The sequence below is a fragment of the Methanorbis furvi genome (assembly GCF_032714615.1).
GTDB classification, from domain to species: Archaea; Halobacteriota; Methanomicrobia; order Methanomicrobiales; family Methanocorpusculaceae; genus Methanocorpusculum; species Methanocorpusculum furvi.
The window spans coordinates 57,506-72,063 of record NZ_JAWDKA010000001.1 but is presented as its reverse complement, the minus strand read 5'-3'; the positions used below and the strand labels follow the sequence as shown (position 1 = coordinate 72,063).

The following is a 14,558-nucleotide window of genomic DNA, read 5'->3' as shown; positions in this document are numbered from 1 at the left end:
TTCTGATTTATGGATTCATTACCAAAGCGGCACGCTCTCACAGAAGAGGAGGAGAAGCGGCTCGACAATCTGATCAAAAACCGCGGAACTGATCAGCGGCTGGATGCCCTTACCCTCTCGTACATCGAAAAGGTCTCCGGAAAACCATGGAAGGATGAAACGGTTCTCGAAAAAATCCGTCATGCGGTCAGCTCCCAGAAGGATGCCTACTGGAAGGAGGGCGAACGCCGCGTTGTGCAGTACAAAGGCGGGTACAGTGTCCTCGCCTACATGGCGTACCAGATGCCGGGCTACGTTGCAGAGTTCACAGAATTTTTCGTCCGGCTCATTCGTGACGGACTCATTCGCGATCATATCAGAGTTCTGGATGTGGGAGCCGGCCCCGGAACGGTCACAGTCGCAATCGCCCGCGTGCTGGATCAGTGCGAGGGGATGACTGCAGAGGTCACCGCTCTTGAGCGGTCCGAGATTCACCGCGAGGCGTACTTACATGTGGTGCCTGAGTTTGTGAAAAAAACCGGCGGCCATGTAACAGCACACAAACCGGTCGCCGCAGACATCATGGAAAAAATTCCTGACGGCGAGTTTGATCTGATCGTCTGCTCAAACATGATAAACGAGCTGGCGGTTGATGATGAGAAACGTGCAGAGATTATGATGCGGCTCTCCGAGCACCTCGCCTCCGACGGAAATCTGATTCTGCTTGAGCCTGCGGATCTTTCAAATGCAACCATGCTTCGAAATCTCTCACGCACTCTGAAGCAACGCGGGCTCACTCTCTATGCGCCGTGCAATGATATCCGCGGGGTTCCCTGCATGGTGTCTCCCTGCTGGACGTTTGTGACGTATGAGGATATCTGGCCCACGAAGCTGATGCTGGCGCTTGGCGAGGGCGAGGAAAAATACCGGTTCGTGAACACGGATGTGAAATTTTCCTATGCGGTTCTCAGGAAGGACGGACACCGCAGATGCGGTTATCGTGTTCCTGCGGCGGCGAAGCGTGCGAGATTATCGCAGTTGAAAAAACATCTGGGAAAACGCATTCATGTGACCGTGTCGGTGATGTCTGCTGATATCGGGGACGCGAAAAATTATCTGTACCTTGTCTGCGACGGAACCGGTGAGGTTCCGGCATATGTTGCACTGCCTGCACATCACCGGAACCCTGAGCACGAAGCACTGCTCTCAGCACCGTACGGTTCGGTTGTTGCGATCGATTCGGTGCTGGTCAGGTTCAACAAAGATCAGAAGGCCTACAATCTGCTGATGGGGCCTGAGAGTTTCACGCGGATGATTGTGGGAGTCGCAGGACCAAAAGTGCCTGACAAACTTGCGGCGCTGAAGGAAAAGTACGGGAAAAAACCGATGTGGACCGGTAAAGGCCGGCCGCAAAAAAATAAAAAATAATTTTTTTCTGAAACGCGAATAGCGCGAATAAAAAATCGCCAATGGCGATTTTCAAGAAGTTACTAAAATTATTTTTTTTTGAAAAATCGCCAGTGGCGATTTTTTTATTCGAGCTATTCAATTCGCGTTTTAAAAAATAATTTACGCATCAACAACCGTAATTTCCCAGCTCATCATCTGACCGCCGCCGATCGGTTCAACCGTCACGATGTAATTGCCCGGAGAAACTGCGGCGGTTGCTGACCAGACGTTGATACCTCCGGCACCTGCAACTACCGGCACCACTCCCGACCATCCTGAGAGTTCAGCGGAACCCTTCGGAGCTGCGGTGAAGTACGGCTCGATCGATACGGCAAATTCCTTCTCGGTTGAAAAGATGGTCTCGCCCGAGATGGTGATCGCTCCATCCTTCAGAACATAGCCGACCGGCTCTGCTGCTGAAGCGCGGAAGAGACCGGAGAACCATGCAGCGATCTGATCCCAGATGCTAGGGACCGGAGTCTCAACCGGCTCTTCCGGGCCGATTACAACCGGCTCGGTTGGAACAGGAGTTGCCGCGGTTGCGGACGTTTCAGGGATGCCGCCGTAAACTCCTGCGGTCATTCCCGGACGCGTGAGTGTGACTGAGTAGGTCGAGTAGCTTGCATCGGACAGAGAGTACCGGTTTGCCGGACGGTCTACTGCGTAGATCGTGTAAGTACCTGGGTCAAGCCGGCCCGAGGTCTGCCACTTGTAGGTCCACATATTATTGTTCACCGGCCGCGAGTCAAAGGTGTCGGGATCTCCTGTCACCGAAGCGACCGAGGGGTTCGAAAGTTTCACGCCTCCTGCCGGGAGGTTCGGGCCGGTCATAAACAGGTACACCTTGCTGGTTCCGGGAGCCGCACCCGAAAGCGTGATCTCTGAGCCGATCGGGTACGTGTTTGACGCAGGTCGCGGCGTTGAGACTGCGGTTGCGCTCACGGTACCGCGAGTGATCGTAACTGATGTTGTGTCGGAACTCGAACCATCAGAGACGGAAAACCGGCAGGTGGACTCCTCGCCGCCCGACTGTGTTGTGTACTCAACGCGGGCACGACCGGATGCATCCAGCACCACGCTTGCAGAACCTGCCGAGCCTGACACACCCACCTGACCCGGGAGCAACTGCAGATCAGGCCGGTCGCCCGAGGTCATCGAAAGCGTTACCGTCCCAAGCGGGTTGCCGCCGGCAACAGAGAGCGTGAAGTCATTTCCTGCAATAATGCTGGACGGACCGGACAGGCTCAGATCACTTGCCGAGGCTGCCGGAATCAAAGCGGCTGCGGCAAGGAGGAGAAGAAGAAGTATTGTTGTCTGGTATTTTTTTATCATTGAAAAATAGTGGAGAGGGAAGGATATAGTGTTTTGGATTTAGACAGTGACGTCCACCCCGACAACACCGTAGATATACGGCTTTGTCACATCAAATGATTTCACACTGGCGTCTCGCGGGAGCATTACATCGATCACCCGCTCGTTTGCCGGGTAAATCCGATCAATCTTGGTCACATAGGGAATGCCTGCGTTGACAACATCCTCGTAACTCTGAGGAGTCCAGTCTTTTGCAACAGAGTCGGTGTTGTAGACAAAGAAGGTGTACCTGATGTTGTAGCCGTCCTTTCTCAGGTCGCGTGCCGCAACTGCTTTGAGGCGCATCTCAACATTTCCCTGTTCAGCAGACTGCTTCGCGGTGAGAGAGTAGGTAATGCCCGGGATCTCCGGTAAAATTGTCACCGACTCAAGAACTGATGCCGGGGTTGGTGTAGGCGTTACTGTTCCGGTCTGATCGCCGCCATCATTAACACATCCGGCGGAAAAAATCATGCAGGCAAGGAGAACAGCTGCCAGTAGTAGCTGGTATTTCATAGAGATGTATCGGCAGGAGATGAGATAGAGATTGCGGGTGGAAAAAAAGATGAATCGCTGACAAAAAAAAGTTTAGAGGATCTCAACGCCTTTCAACAGGACCTTGTGTTCCTCAATAACACGGCCGACCACTTTGGCGCCGTCAACCATTGCGAGAATTTTTGCAACACTTGCTTCAGAAACGATGAACGCAAAGCCCATGCCCATGTTGAAGGTCCGGTAAAGCTCGTTTATCTCAAGCTCTCCCTTCTCTGCAATCCACTGCAGAACTTCAGGAACCGGCATCGGATCATCGATCGAAAAACCGTACTCACTGATGCGCAGGAAATTCAGCAGACCTCCGCCGGTAACATGGCACATCCCATGGACCTCAACCGCACGGCAGACATCTAGGACCTCGGAGTAGATACGGGTCGGCGTGATTAATGCCTCTCCAATCGTTTTTCCGGACGGCAGCTTTACCGAGTAACCGCCGTTTTCAGTGGCAACTTTTCTTGCAAGCGTGTAGCCGTTTGAGTGAACGCCGGTACTTGCAACACCGATGACCACATCGCCGGGTTTCACTTTTTCACCGGTCACCACGCGGTCACGGTCCTGCACGCCAAGACAGGTGCCGGCAAGATCCAGACCGTTCACCATACCTTTCAGCGTCGCCGTCTCGCCGCCGATGATGTTCATGTTCGAGAGCCTCGCACCTTCGTTGAGACCGACACCGATCTGAATCATCTGTTCGGTGTTGATGCCTTCGGTTGCGATGTAGTCAACGAACGCAACCGGCTCGATGTTCATCACGTACATGTCGTTGACGTTCATCGCAATACAGTCGATGCCGACCGTTGACCAGTCGCGGAGATCATCAGCCACCCGCATTTTGGTGCCGACACCGTCAGTGCACAGCGAGAGAACCTTTGGTCCGAAGTCGATCAGTCCGGCAAAGTGGCCGACGCCGCCGACCATACCGTGCTCGCCGCTTCTCCGGAAACTCAGCTGGCGGATCAGTGACTTGACACCATCTGCTTCCAGATCGATGTCCACTCCCGCATCCTTGTACGAATATTTTTTGCTCATGCCTGTTCCTCTGCCTCCAGATGGTACTCTTCGTGAATTGCACGAACCGCTTTGACGCCGTCAGCTTCCTTCACGACAAACGAGACGTTGACCTCAGACCCCTGCGAGAGCATCATCACATTGATGCCGCCGACACCAAGGCCGTGGAAAATTCTGCTGAGGGTCCCGTACGTCCCTGCCATTCCTGCACCGACAACCGAGACGACCGCAACGTCGCGGTCAAAGTCGAACTCGCGGATGACGCCTCTTCTCTTTACGTCGGCAAGCGCCGTGAGGGCTGCGTCAAGCTGCTCTTCGGTGATGATCAACGAGATGGTCATCTCTGAGGAGCCCTGCGATATCAGCATGACATTGACTCCGGTTTCGGCAAGAGCGGTGAAAATTTCTCCGGCAACGCCCGGTCTCCCTGCCATGATTGCGCCGCTGATTTTGATGAGACAGCCATTCTTTATCAACGAGATCGCCTTCACGACTCTCTTGTCAGCATGCGGTTCGCGGATCACGACGGTGCCCGGGTGCATGGGGTTGAAGGTGTTCTTGACGCGGACCGGGATATTTTTCTGCATTGCCGGAACAAGGGCACGCGGATGGATGACCTTTGCGCCAAAGTAGGACATCTCCATCATCTCAAGGAAGGAGATGGAGTTGATCACGCGTGCTTCAGGAATCAGACGCGGGTCGGTGGTCATGACACCGTCAACGTCGGTCCAGATGAGGATCTCATCAGCATCAATTCCTGCACCAATGATTGCGCCCGAGTAGTCCGAGCCGCTGCGGCCGAGTGTGGTGACTGCGCCGTCTGCGGAACAGCCCATGTATCCCATGACGACCGGCACCTGTTCGGTGAGGAGTGCGCCGACGCGTGCCTGAATTCTCGGGTAGCTCTCCGGAAGTGCGGTTGCTCCGTTGTGCACGCCGTCGGTGAGAATTCCTGCGTCACAGCCGCTCATGTAGCTGCTTAGGATGCCGCCCTGACGAAGTGCCGCGGAGATGATGGGAGCTGACAGTCGTTCGCCAAACGAGATGATGTAGTCTCTGGATCTCGGGGTCAACTCGCGGAGGTTATGGACTGCGAGAAGGATGTTGGAGAGTTTCATAAATCTTGAGTCAAGATACTCACCAATCTCGTCCATGTAGTCCGGGGCGACCGCTTCGAGCACTTTCATGTGGCGGCTGCGCAGGGACGCAATGAATGCATCAAGAGCCGGTTTCTGTTTGCAGTTGATGACCTCTTCTGCGGTTGCGATAAGCTGATCGGTGACGCGGGTCATTGCCGAGACAACGACTGCGATTTCATTACCGGCGTCGCGGGATTCCTTGATGATCTTGACCACGTTGGCAATGCTTTTTTCATCGCCAACAGAGGTTCCGCCAAACTTCATTACGAGTCGCATCGAATTAGCACCTGTGAGATAGTGTGTATGTGATGGGTTTTGTGAACTGATATAAATTATCCAGTGAATAGGTTTTGGATTCTTTCCAAGTCGCCCACGGAAAAACGGAACACACGGAAATTTCACAGAAAAATATCACGGAGCAGACGTGAACAGCACGGAATTATATGGGAGTTACATAGTGTGATTTCTGAAACACGCGAACAAAAATATAAACTGAGTGGTGGTTGAGTAGGCATGATGAGAAGAAAATCACAGATTAATTTTTTTGATATCATTCCGTGATGTTCACGTCTGCTCGTGATATTTTTTCTGTGAAATTTCCGTGTGTTCAGTGTGTTCCGTGGGCGGAGCTGTGAACGCAATAAAACAGAAAATGAAAAAAGATTAGTTGGTGTTCTTGCGGTACACATTCAGCCCGATCTTGACATCATGGTCAGGAACAATGGACTGGTTTCCTTCGGTTGATGCGATGATGATCGATTTACCGGAGCCGGACACACCAAACTCTTTGGAGATGTCCACTTTGATGGTCAGAATGTTTCCGTCAAGTTTCATGTCAACGTTCTTCATATGAATACCTCACAGGGAGATCATATAGTCTTTTCTGCCGGCTATCGTCTGGCAGGCCCTGCATCGTCAAATCCCTGACGCTGACCGGTGCCGGCAAGTTTTGTCATCTCCTGCGGGCGGGTGAGCATGAGGACAACATTGACCGCATGTTCGCGGGTCCGCTGCTCAAGCAGCCATGCAAGCTCGGCATCATCCTTTGCCTCGTCTTCATGGACGAACACTTCGATGATGTGGCGGTTCGTCATCAGCTGTGCCATCATGATTCCCTGCGATGCTTCGTGGGCGCAGACCTTGTCCTGATCTTTTCCTCCGGGCATTCCAAGTGCCATCACAATGTCGCACTTCTCCTCTTCGATCAGTTTCTTTGCGGCGACCGGCAGGTCTTTGACTCCCGGGACCGTGACCCGCACAATGCGGGCACTCGTGTGTCTCTTGAGTTCATCGATTGCAAAGGCGCCCATGTTGGCACGGGCGAACGTTGTGTCGGCAACGCCAATGATCATGCGGACAGGACCTCGACTGCGGCGGCAAGACCGTCACCTTCGAGTTTGTATCCGGCCTTTTTGAACGACATCTGAACGGCTGCAACGGTTGCGAGAATTTCGGGGGTGTCGATGATTCCCATGTTGCCGATACGGAAAATCTTGCCTTTCATCCGGTCCTGACCGCCGGCAAACTCAATGCCCATTTTCTTGCATGCGCCGCGAATCTGGGAGTCGTCAACGCCTGCCGGATAGAAAAATCCGGTGACGGTGTTTGAGGGTTGGTGGAGTGCGTCAACCTGCGGAACGAGGGAGAGTCCCCATGCCGAACCCGCGGCACGGACTGCGGCAGACATTTTGTGATGACGGGCGATGCGGTTTTCGAGGCCTTCTGCTTCGATCAGTTTGCATGCCTCGCGGAGTGCGAGGAAAAGCGGGACTGCCGGAGTGGTCGGGGTCTCCATCGGGTTGCCGTCGGCAGACTTCTTTGCTTTCTTGAGGTCAAGATAGAGCGGGCGTTTTTCAGAGAGTCTGTCCCAGGCACGCTGTGAGACTGAGACTGCGGCAAGTCCTGCGGGGGCTGCAAGACACTTCTGGGAGCCGACAATTGCAACATCCGCGCCCCATTTGTCAGCCTCAACAACGTCGCCGCCGATTGAGGTGATGGCATCAAGGATGAAGAGCGCGTCATGTTTGCGGGCGAGTTTTCCAACTTCTTCGGCCGGGTTGAGGATTGCGGCAGAGGTTTCGTTGTGAACGAGGGTGACGACTTCAGCACCGTTTTCAAGAGCCTCTTTGAGTCCTTCGAGGTTTAACGGGTGTCCCCACTCGGACTCGATCATGACCGCTTCGCCGTAGATGTCAGCGATCTGTCCAAGCCGTTCACCGAATTTTCCGTTGACAAGGGCTGCGACTTTTTTGCCTTTGGCAAAGCTGCCGATTGCTGCTTCCTGTCCTGCGGTTCCGGAACCTGAGAGGACAAGGAGGTCGTTCGTGGTGCCGAACACCGGTTTTAAGATGCGGACAATATCTGCGTAGCAGGCACCGAACTCTTTGCTGCGGTGGTTGATGGCCTGCTTTGTCATGGCGTTTCTGACGGACTCGGGCATCGGCACGGGTCCTGGCATCATGAGAAGTGTTTCGTTGTACATGGTATCAGGGATGTTTGTACATATATGTGAAGAGACAATACTTATACTAATGGCAGATGTTGCAGTTATTGCCGGATCAGCATCAGATCAGGCAATTATCGATAAAGTCACTGGCACTCTCGCGCAGTATAAGATCAGTTATGATATGCAGATTATCTCAGCGCACCGCGATGCAGACAGGCTTGACTCCTATGTGAAAGCGAGCGATGCGAAGATCTTCATCTGCATTGCCGGTATGTCTGCTGCACTTCCGGGAGTTGTTGCGGCGCGAACAGAAAAACCTGTGATCGGTGTTCCGGTTTCAGGAAAAATTGCCGGCGGACTTGATGCCCTGCTCTCGATCGCCCAGATGCCAAAAGGTGTGCCGGTAGCCTGTATGGCTGTGGACGGCGGAGAAAATGCTGCCCATATGGCGCACAGAATTCTTTCGCTGATGCAGTAATTTTATTTTAACTATTTTTTATTTCCGCCCACGGAAAACACTGAACACACAGAAAAATATTACAGAAAAAAACATCATGGAAATGAATTGTTTTTGGATTCAGTGATGTTCACGTCTGCTTCGTGATATTTTTCAGTGAAATTCCGCGTGCTCCGTTTTTCCGTGGGCGGAAATAAAAAAAGAAAATCTGCCGATTGGCAGATTGCAACCCTGTTTACGCAGTAGTTGCCGTATCGTTTGTCAGATCCAGGGTGGTTTCCCCTTCGATCAGCACAACGGTTGGCTCTTCAGTGATAATGTACTTCTGAATAAGCTCGTTCCACTTCTCAGAGCTCATGAGTTTGGTAAGACCCGCGTTCATCGTCTCGCGAAGCTCGTTATCATCCTTGCGAACTGCAACGCCATAGAACTCTTCAGTTTCAATGACACCGATAATTGTCAGATCAGGCTTGGATGTAATGTAGTTCTCAATGTTGACGTCATCGAAGATGACGGTCTGGACACGTCCCTGTTCAAGAGCAACCATCGACATCGGGAAGGTATCATAGAGTTTGATCTTTCCATCCTTTATCATCTGATTGTACTTCTCATCGCCAAAGAAGTCCTGCATCCACTGGTCTGCAGAACAGCTGCGCTGTACACCAATTATCAGCTCATTGTTCTTGAACTGTTCAACGGTAAATGTTGAGCCGTTCTTTGCTGCAATACCCTGGTTCACCTGCCAGTACGGGATTGTGAAGTTCACTTTTTCCGCACGTTCCGGCGTGATGGTCATACCCGAGTAGACCATGTCAATCTTGCCGGTCTGCAGTGCCGGAATAATGCCGTCCCATGCAACAGCTTTAATCTCAACATTGAATCCCTGCTGTTCAGCGATCCACTTTACCGACTCAACATCAAAACCAATGAACTGGCCATTGTCGCCAAGGTACGAAAACGGCGGGTAATCAGCGTCAATACCGACAATATAGGTCTTCTTATCGTCATCCCCCGGCGTGGTCACACACCCAGCCATCAGGACTGCGAAAAGAAGGCAGAGACCTGCCATCCCATAGAGCACTTTTTTATCCATGCCAGTAACATAGGATTTAATCAATATAAATTATTTACCACATGGAAAATGATGATTATTTCCAAAAGTGCCGCCCATAAAATCCCATCTCCCATAGATTAACTGAATAACGCAAAAATATCGTTTCAAACGTGAGTTCCGCAAAATTCCACATGCTCAGTTTTTTTCTGCGAAGCTGCGGTCGGTGACAAACATCGGTTGATAAAAAACAAATTTATGGACAAACCCATTTTCAGAGTGAAATTATTTCATATAGAGATAACAGTGGCAGTGGCCGTCCCTCTCCATATCCTCTTCGAGATCCCGGCACGGACAGATGTAGTGTTTGTCAACTTCAGGGTCACCGCTCGGAAGCCGGCAGGGGCAGAAACGTTTTCCCCTCATCAGTTTGTTGCGGGCAAGTCCTTCCAGAACGGATTCGGTGATAGGATCATTGGGATTGAGTGTCCAACCTTTCAGTTTGGCAAACTTTTCACTGTCCGCACGGATCTTTGGGACAAGAGCTGCAATCTCTTCCGGGGTAGGAGCGGTTGTCATGAGGAGTAGTTCTGTTTCTCACAGATTATGTGTTTTTGGTTTGGGGACAACTTGCTATGGCAATTTTATCTGAAAAAGTAAATGGGTCAGTGAGGTATGGACAAGATGGGTTTTAAAACGCGAATAGCGCGAATAGCGCGAATTGCATGCCTTCCACACGCCGTTCCGTCGTGTTTAACTCCTTCTTTCAGGAGTCGTTTCGGCCTGCTCACCGCTTCGCACGCCGTTCCGTCGTGCTCACTGCTTCGCAGCTTCGCGGAATAAAAAAATCGTCAATGGCGATTTTCAAAAATTATCAATGTACTTCTGAGTAGCCAGATGAGTCTGAAAATAAGTAATAGTAATAAATCATTTAAAAATCGCCATTGGCGATTTTTCATTCGCGCTATTCGCGCTATTCGCGTTTCAAATATCCATTTCAGTCCGGGTTTGGCTCGCGGCAATTTTATCAAGATCTTTTTGGATCAGTTTTCGCTGAACCGGTTTGAGATGATCGATGAACAGTTTTCCTTCATGATGATCCTTTTCATGAAGAAATGCTCTGGCTGCAACACCTTTGAGTTCGCACTCAATTACAACGCCTGACTCATCCAGATACCGGACTTCAATTTTTCTTGGACGGCGGACCGGACGCTGAATGCCCGGAACACAAGGGCTCCCTTCCGTCTCCTCAACGAGTGCCCCAACAGAAAGTACCTCAGGATTTGCCCCGCGAATCACCACCCCACCGGCGTTTATCACAAACAGTCTGAGCGAAACACCAATCTGCGGAGCGGAAAGGCCCACGCATCGGTTTGCCGCCATGGTATCCCACATGTCCGTTAAAATATCCCTCACTTCCGGTGTGATCTCAGGCACCGTTTCTGCCGTGCCAAAAAGTACCGGATCGCCGTACTGCCGTATCTCCCGAATCATAGTATAGTATTTGGTCTGTATATCTCGATACATTTTGCGGATGGTCCCTGATGGGTAAATCCATTTAGCATACCAATACAAGATACTAACATACTATGAACATCGAATACCTCTCACCCGACCACGCCAAACTAACCGCACCCAACTTTTCCGCCGACGCCTACTGCATCGAACTCGGTCCGGCAAACCTCATCTTCGCAAAAACATCCGAAGGATTTCTCGGCTGCGGATTCTTCGACCTCTCGGTCTTTGAAAAACTCGGCATCCCTGCCGCAAAAGTCACCGGTATCTCCAGCATTGAAGAGCTCCTGAGAAAAAACGTCGCCGCAGCAACGCCAGCTGCAATACTTCGCGGAGCAAAACCGGGAGTCTCGGGAGAAGAAGCCCTGACGCGGCTTTTTTCCTGTTAACCAAAGATTATATTATCCTATCACACAATGGTAACATATTATGAGAATATCTCATCTTGTGTTGGTGTTGCTGATCGCAGCAGCATTATGCGTAATCCCGGCAGCCGCCAACGTCGGCGGGGACACCGCAACAATTTACGTCACATCCTCCCCGTCAGGTGCGAGCGTCTATGACGCGGGAGTATACGAGGGCACAACACCCTGCTACATCACCGTTTACACAACAGGAACTCCTGTCAGTCATGACATAACCGTATCCAAAAGCGGCTATTATGACTATCACCAGTACGTCGGCGACGTAACAACCGGAGAGTACATCACCGTAGATGCATACCTTACCCCGATTGTGCAGAACGGCTACCTTGACATTTCCTCCTCTCCGTCAGGAGCGAACGCCTATGTGGACGGGAACTACAAAGGAACAACCCCGCTGACTGTATCTGTTGACTCGGGAACCCACTCGGTCCGTCTCGAAAAACCGGGATACAACACGTTCTACGGAACCTACTCGGTATCAAACGGCCAGACCACTTATGTGTCCGCAACTCTTGGAAGTGCAGTCAGCTATGGCTACATTAACGTCCAGTCCTATCCGAGCGGCGCAAACATCTATGTCGACGGAAACTACTATGACACAACGCCGGCTGTCATCACCGTCACGTCGGGAACCTCGCACAACGTGAAACTTGTCCTCTCCGGATACAATGTCTACACCCAGACGATAAGTGTGGGCGCAGGCAGTACGGCATACATGAATGTGAATCTGGTATCAAGTTCTGATGCCTACCTCAGAATCACTTCCACACCTGCGGGAGCTGCAGTCTATGTGGACGGAACCTACATGGGCAACACTGCTTATTCGTCAGGCTCGTCAGTCAGTTACCTGAATGTCGGCCCGCTCTCATCAGGAACGCACTCGATCATGCTCAAGAAGGATGGATACAACACCTACACCTCCTCAGTAACCCTCTCGCCAAACGAGGTCAGGACACTGAGCATCACTCTTGTCCAAAGCTCGCCGACTCCGTCCGGCAACGCGGCACTGAGTATGGACTCAACGCCTTCGGGCGCTGAGGTGTATGTGGACAATGTATTCCGCGGATACACGCCGCTCTATCTTTCCGACATCCCGGAAGGACGCCACACTCTGCTTCTGCAGCTCAGCGGATACAATGACTGGACCGAGTATGTGAACTTCGTCGCAGGACAGACTGTGACGATGGATGTGCCGCTCACCACTGCGGTCGTGCCAACGCCGTCACAGTCATCGTTCCCGATTCTTGCATTCGCAGGAGTGATCGGTCTTGCGGCAGTCCTTGTCCTCCGCCGGACAAACTAATTTTTTTTTATTTTTTTTTGAAACGCGAATAGCGCGAATAAAAAAATATTGTTACTCCCTGAATGGATCTCTTCATCTAATAATAAATAATTTTAGTAGCACCCTAAAAATCGCCATTGGCGATTTTTTATTCGCGCCATTCGCGTTTCAAAATCTCACATACGAAAATTTTTCAGACGATCGACACCTTAACATCCAGACGACGCCTATTCAATCACATATGAAAAAAATAATTCCATTTCTGATAATCCTTATAGCAACAATCTGCATAGTCCCGGTACTTGCAGACGAAGCAGGATACATCGCAGTCACCACAAACCCGACCGGCGGCCAGATCTACATCGACAACAAGTGTGTGATGGACTCGCCCGGAACTGCTATGGTCCAGCCCGGAGGGCATCTGGTCACCATCCAGTCATCCGAGTACTTCCCCTGGTCTGATATGGTGTACGTGAACTCGGGAGAGACCACCTATGTTGATGCAGTGATGCATTTTTACAAGTCGCCCGGCTCAATTGGTGTAACATCCACCATGCCCGAAGTCGATGTCTACATCGATGACATGTACTATGCGAGCGTGAAGTCAGGAACCGTAACCATTCCCAATCTCTCTCCGACGACTCATGAAGTCCGCGTGGTAAAGGCAGGCTATCATGATTTTGTCACTTCAGTTGAGGTCATCTCCGACAAAATTGTCGGCGTCTACTCTGACCAGACGAAGGACACGCGCCTTGCAGGAATCCGTGTCGGCTCAGACCCAGCAGGAGCTGTGGTGTTTCTGGACAATGACTACATAGGAACCACACCGTCAGGAAACGACTGGCTGCAGATCTCTGAAGTGCTGCCGGGAACCCGCACGCTGAGCTTCTACAAAGACGGCTATGAGGTGTATGAGGTCTCGAATGTCTACAAAGCAGGAGACGTCACCGATGTTCGCGCAAAGCTTGTCCTGATCCCAGTAGAGACTGCAACCGCAACTGAACTCCCGACAAAAACGGCGTCTCCAACCGAAACTGTTCCGCCCGCACCAACCAAAAGCCCGGCCCCGCTTGCGGCACTGGCAATTCTCGGAGCGGCAGCAGTTCTCCTGAGACGACCGTAAATTCATGAAAAAACAGCTGAGTAATCTCAGCTGTCATCCTCTTTTAACCGCTCCACAGTATCGCCAATCAGAAACAAACCGGTCAGAGGGAAGAGAATAAGATAGCCTCCAGCCCCTCGGAGAAACATCAGCATGTTTGGGTCAGTGGAAAAATATTCTAAAAAGTACGGTGAGACCGCAGACAACCCGAACGCGGCGAGAGAAAAGATCTCCCACAAAATCGAAAGACCCGTGAGTACGAGAATAACCTCCCGATATGTGGATGAGAGTGGATAGGCAAGCAGCAGAGAGAAAAGAAGAAACGCAACCGGAAACGCAAAATATGCCGGAGTTGTGATTCCGAGATCAGAAATCCACGATGACATCGACGTAAGATGGAACGAAGCAAATGCAAGGGCCGGCATTCCCACAAGAAACGGAACAGCATAGTACCATTTTGCCGGACGGGAGCGAAGGACCCAGAAAAGACCGCCGGCAAACGACAAAAGATACAGACAAGAGAGCCCATACATCGTCCAGATATCAGACAACAAAGTTGTCAACCCCATGCTGCCTGCTGCTGCGAAGAAAACACCTGAGATCACAAAACCAAAACAGCACAGACTAATCAGAACTGATGGAATACCACGGGACAACAGTTTTCCAGCAGGCAATGACTTCTGGCCCATACTACCATAATTGTCAGTAACCTTTCATGAATTTTTTGGACAGATCATCATATACAAACCCGCAGCTATACAGGAATTTATCTTCTGCGGCCTACTATACATAACTGAAGA

At 51.3% G+C, this 14,558-nt stretch carries 16 protein-coding genes; 5 read left to right on the top strand and 11 right to left on the bottom strand.

Annotation, left to right across the window (positions count from 1 at the left end; genetic code table 11):
• Positions 1 to 9: 9 nt before the first annotated feature.
• The gene (locus McpAg1_RS00390) at positions 10 to 1,407 is read left to right on the top strand and encodes a DUF8157 domain-containing protein (protein WP_338093298.1); all 1,398 of its coding nucleotides are present in this window, start codon (positions 10 to 12) and stop codon (positions 1,405 to 1,407) included.
• 141 nt (positions 1,408 to 1,548) lie between these two features.
• On the opposite strand, the gene McpAg1_RS00385 is transcribed toward McpAg1_RS00390, so the two are convergent.
• The 7 genes from McpAg1_RS00385 to McpAg1_RS00355 all read right to left on the bottom strand — a co-directional run bounded on the left by McpAg1_RS00385 (position 1,549) and on the right by McpAg1_RS00355 (position 7,962).
• On the bottom strand, positions 1,549 to 2,760 hold the full coding sequence (locus McpAg1_RS00385; protein WP_338093297.1) for a hypothetical protein: 1,212 nt from the start codon (positions 2,758 to 2,760) through the stop codon (positions 1,549 to 1,551).
• Between the two features lie 39 nt (positions 2,761 to 2,799).
• Positions 2,800 to 3,294 (bottom strand): hypothetical protein, encoded by a 495-nt coding sequence (locus McpAg1_RS00380; RefSeq protein WP_338093296.1) that lies wholly within the window; start codon positions 3,292 to 3,294, stop codon positions 2,800 to 2,802.
• A 72-nt stretch (positions 3,295 to 3,366) separates the two neighbouring features.
• A complete protein-coding gene (gene purM / locus McpAg1_RS00375) occupies positions 3,367 to 4,362 on the bottom strand; it encodes a phosphoribosylformylglycinamidine cyclo-ligase (RefSeq protein ID WP_338093295.1) in 996 nt (331 codons plus the stop codon).
• Positions 4,359 to 5,756, bottom strand: coding sequence for an aspartate kinase (locus McpAg1_RS00370; protein WP_338093294.1), 1,398 nt, complete (start codon positions 5,754 to 5,756; stop codon positions 4,359 to 4,361). Before McpAg1_RS00370 ends, purM begins: the two co-directional genes overlap by 4 nt.
• Before the next feature lie 387 nt (positions 5,757 to 6,143).
• A complete protein-coding gene (locus McpAg1_RS00365) occupies positions 6,144 to 6,329 on the bottom strand; it encodes a hypothetical protein (protein ID WP_338093293.1) in 186 nt (61 codons plus the stop codon).
• Between the two features lie 41 nt (positions 6,330 to 6,370).
• Positions 6,371 to 6,832, bottom strand: a complete 462-nt coding sequence (gene ribC / locus McpAg1_RS00360) for a riboflavin synthase (protein ID WP_338093292.1) — start codon at positions 6,830 to 6,832, stop codon at positions 6,371 to 6,373.
• A complete protein-coding gene (locus tag McpAg1_RS00355) occupies positions 6,829 to 7,962 on the bottom strand; it encodes a pyridoxal-phosphate-dependent aminotransferase family protein (RefSeq protein WP_338093291.1) in 1,134 nt (377 codons plus the stop codon). Before McpAg1_RS00355 ends, ribC begins: the two co-directional genes overlap by 4 nt.
• 49 nt (positions 7,963 to 8,011) lie before the next feature.
• Between McpAg1_RS00355 and McpAg1_RS00350 the strand changes: the two genes are divergently transcribed.
• On the top strand, positions 8,012 to 8,404 hold the full coding sequence (locus McpAg1_RS00350) for a 5-(carboxyamino)imidazole ribonucleotide mutase (RefSeq protein WP_338093290.1): 393 nt from the start codon (positions 8,012 to 8,014) through the stop codon (positions 8,402 to 8,404).
• Between the two features lie 214 nt (positions 8,405 to 8,618).
• On the opposite strand, the gene McpAg1_RS00345 is transcribed toward McpAg1_RS00350, so the two are convergent.
• The 3 genes from McpAg1_RS00345 to McpAg1_RS00335 form a co-directional block, all read right to left on the bottom strand.
• The gene (locus McpAg1_RS00345; RefSeq protein WP_338093289.1) at positions 8,619 to 9,476 is read right to left on the bottom strand and encodes a transporter substrate-binding domain-containing protein; all 858 of its coding nucleotides are present in this window, start codon (positions 9,474 to 9,476) and stop codon (positions 8,619 to 8,621) included.
• A gap of 243 nt (positions 9,477 to 9,719) precedes the next feature.
• Positions 9,720 to 10,013, bottom strand: a complete 294-nt coding sequence (locus McpAg1_RS00340; protein WP_338093288.1) for a ferredoxin-thioredoxin reductase catalytic domain-containing protein — start codon at positions 10,011 to 10,013, stop codon at positions 9,720 to 9,722.
• 405 nt (positions 10,014 to 10,418) lie between these two features.
• Positions 10,419 to 10,928: a peptide deformylase gene (locus McpAg1_RS00335; protein WP_338093287.1), complete on the bottom strand. Its 510-nt coding sequence runs from the start codon at positions 10,926 to 10,928 to the stop codon at positions 10,419 to 10,421.
• A 95-nt stretch (positions 10,929 to 11,023) separates the two neighbouring features.
• Here McpAg1_RS00335 and McpAg1_RS00330 point away from each other — a divergent pair, with 95 nt between their 5' ends.
• The 3 genes from McpAg1_RS00330 (at position 11,024) to McpAg1_RS00320 (ending at position 13,779) form a co-directional block, all read left to right on the top strand.
• The gene (locus McpAg1_RS00330; protein ID WP_338093286.1) at positions 11,024 to 11,338 is read left to right on the top strand and encodes a DUF1805 domain-containing protein; all 315 of its coding nucleotides are present in this window, start codon (positions 11,024 to 11,026) and stop codon (positions 11,336 to 11,338) included.
• 40 nt (positions 11,339 to 11,378) lie between these two features.
• The gene (locus McpAg1_RS00325; RefSeq protein ID WP_338093285.1) at positions 11,379 to 12,677 is read left to right on the top strand and encodes a PEGA domain-containing protein; all 1,299 of its coding nucleotides are present in this window, start codon (positions 11,379 to 11,381) and stop codon (positions 12,675 to 12,677) included.
• A 220-nt stretch (positions 12,678 to 12,897) separates the two neighbouring features.
• Positions 12,898 to 13,779: a PEGA domain-containing protein gene (locus McpAg1_RS00320; protein WP_338093284.1), complete on the top strand. Its 882-nt coding sequence runs from the start codon at positions 12,898 to 12,900 to the stop codon at positions 13,777 to 13,779.
• A 26-nt stretch (positions 13,780 to 13,805) separates the two neighbouring features.
• On the opposite strand, the gene McpAg1_RS00315 is transcribed toward McpAg1_RS00320, so the two are convergent.
• A complete protein-coding gene (locus McpAg1_RS00315) occupies positions 13,806 to 14,447 on the bottom strand; it encodes a hypothetical protein (protein WP_338093283.1) in 642 nt (213 codons plus the stop codon).
• Positions 14,448 to 14,558: the final 111 nt, after the last annotated feature.

Bases quoted from the DNA above. Each gene is read 5' to 3' on its own strand.
- McpAg1_RS00390 (WP_338093298.1), top strand. From the start codon at position 10: ATGGATTCATTACCAAAGCGGCACGCTCTCACAGAAGAGGAGGAGAAG.
- McpAg1_RS00385 (WP_338093297.1), bottom strand. From the start codon at position 2,760: ATGATAAAAAAATACCAGACAACAATACTTCTTCTTCTCCTCCTTGCC.
- McpAg1_RS00380 (WP_338093296.1), bottom strand. From the start codon at position 3,294: ATGAAATACCAGCTACTACTGGCAGCTGTTCTCCTTGCCTGCATGATT.
- purM (WP_338093295.1), bottom strand. From the start codon at position 4,362: ATGAGCAAAAAATATTCGTACAAGGATGCGGGAGTGGACATCGATCTG.
- McpAg1_RS00370 (WP_338093294.1), bottom strand. From the start codon at position 5,756: ATGCGACTCGTAATGAAGTTTGGCGGAACCTCTGTTGGCGATGAAAAA.
- McpAg1_RS00365 (WP_338093293.1), bottom strand. From the start codon at position 6,329: ATGAAGAACGTTGACATGAAACTTGACGGAAACATTCTGACCATCAAA.
- ribC (WP_338093292.1), bottom strand. From the start codon at position 6,832: ATGATCATTGGCGTTGCCGACACAACGTTCGCCCGTGCCAACATGGGC.
- McpAg1_RS00355 (WP_338093291.1), bottom strand. From the start codon at position 7,962: ATGTACAACGAAACACTTCTCATGATGCCAGGACCCGTGCCGATGCCC.
- McpAg1_RS00350 (WP_338093290.1), top strand. From the start codon at position 8,012: ATGGCAGATGTTGCAGTTATTGCCGGATCAGCATCAGATCAGGCAATT.
- McpAg1_RS00345 (WP_338093289.1), bottom strand. From the start codon at position 9,476: ATGGATAAAAAAGTGCTCTATGGGATGGCAGGTCTCTGCCTTCTTTTC.
- McpAg1_RS00340 (WP_338093288.1), bottom strand. From the start codon at position 10,013: ATGACAACCGCTCCTACCCCGGAAGAGATTGCAGCTCTTGTCCCAAAG.
- McpAg1_RS00335 (WP_338093287.1), bottom strand. From the start codon at position 10,928: ATGATTCGGGAGATACGGCAGTACGGCGATCCGGTACTTTTTGGCACG.
- McpAg1_RS00330 (WP_338093286.1), top strand. From the start codon at position 11,024: ATGAACATCGAATACCTCTCACCCGACCACGCCAAACTAACCGCACCC.
- McpAg1_RS00325 (WP_338093285.1), top strand. From the start codon at position 11,379: ATGAGAATATCTCATCTTGTGTTGGTGTTGCTGATCGCAGCAGCATTA.
- McpAg1_RS00320 (WP_338093284.1), top strand. From the start codon at position 12,898: ATGAAAAAAATAATTCCATTTCTGATAATCCTTATAGCAACAATCTGC.
- McpAg1_RS00315 (WP_338093283.1), bottom strand. From the start codon at position 14,447: ATGGGCCAGAAGTCATTGCCTGCTGGAAAACTGTTGTCCCGTGGTATT.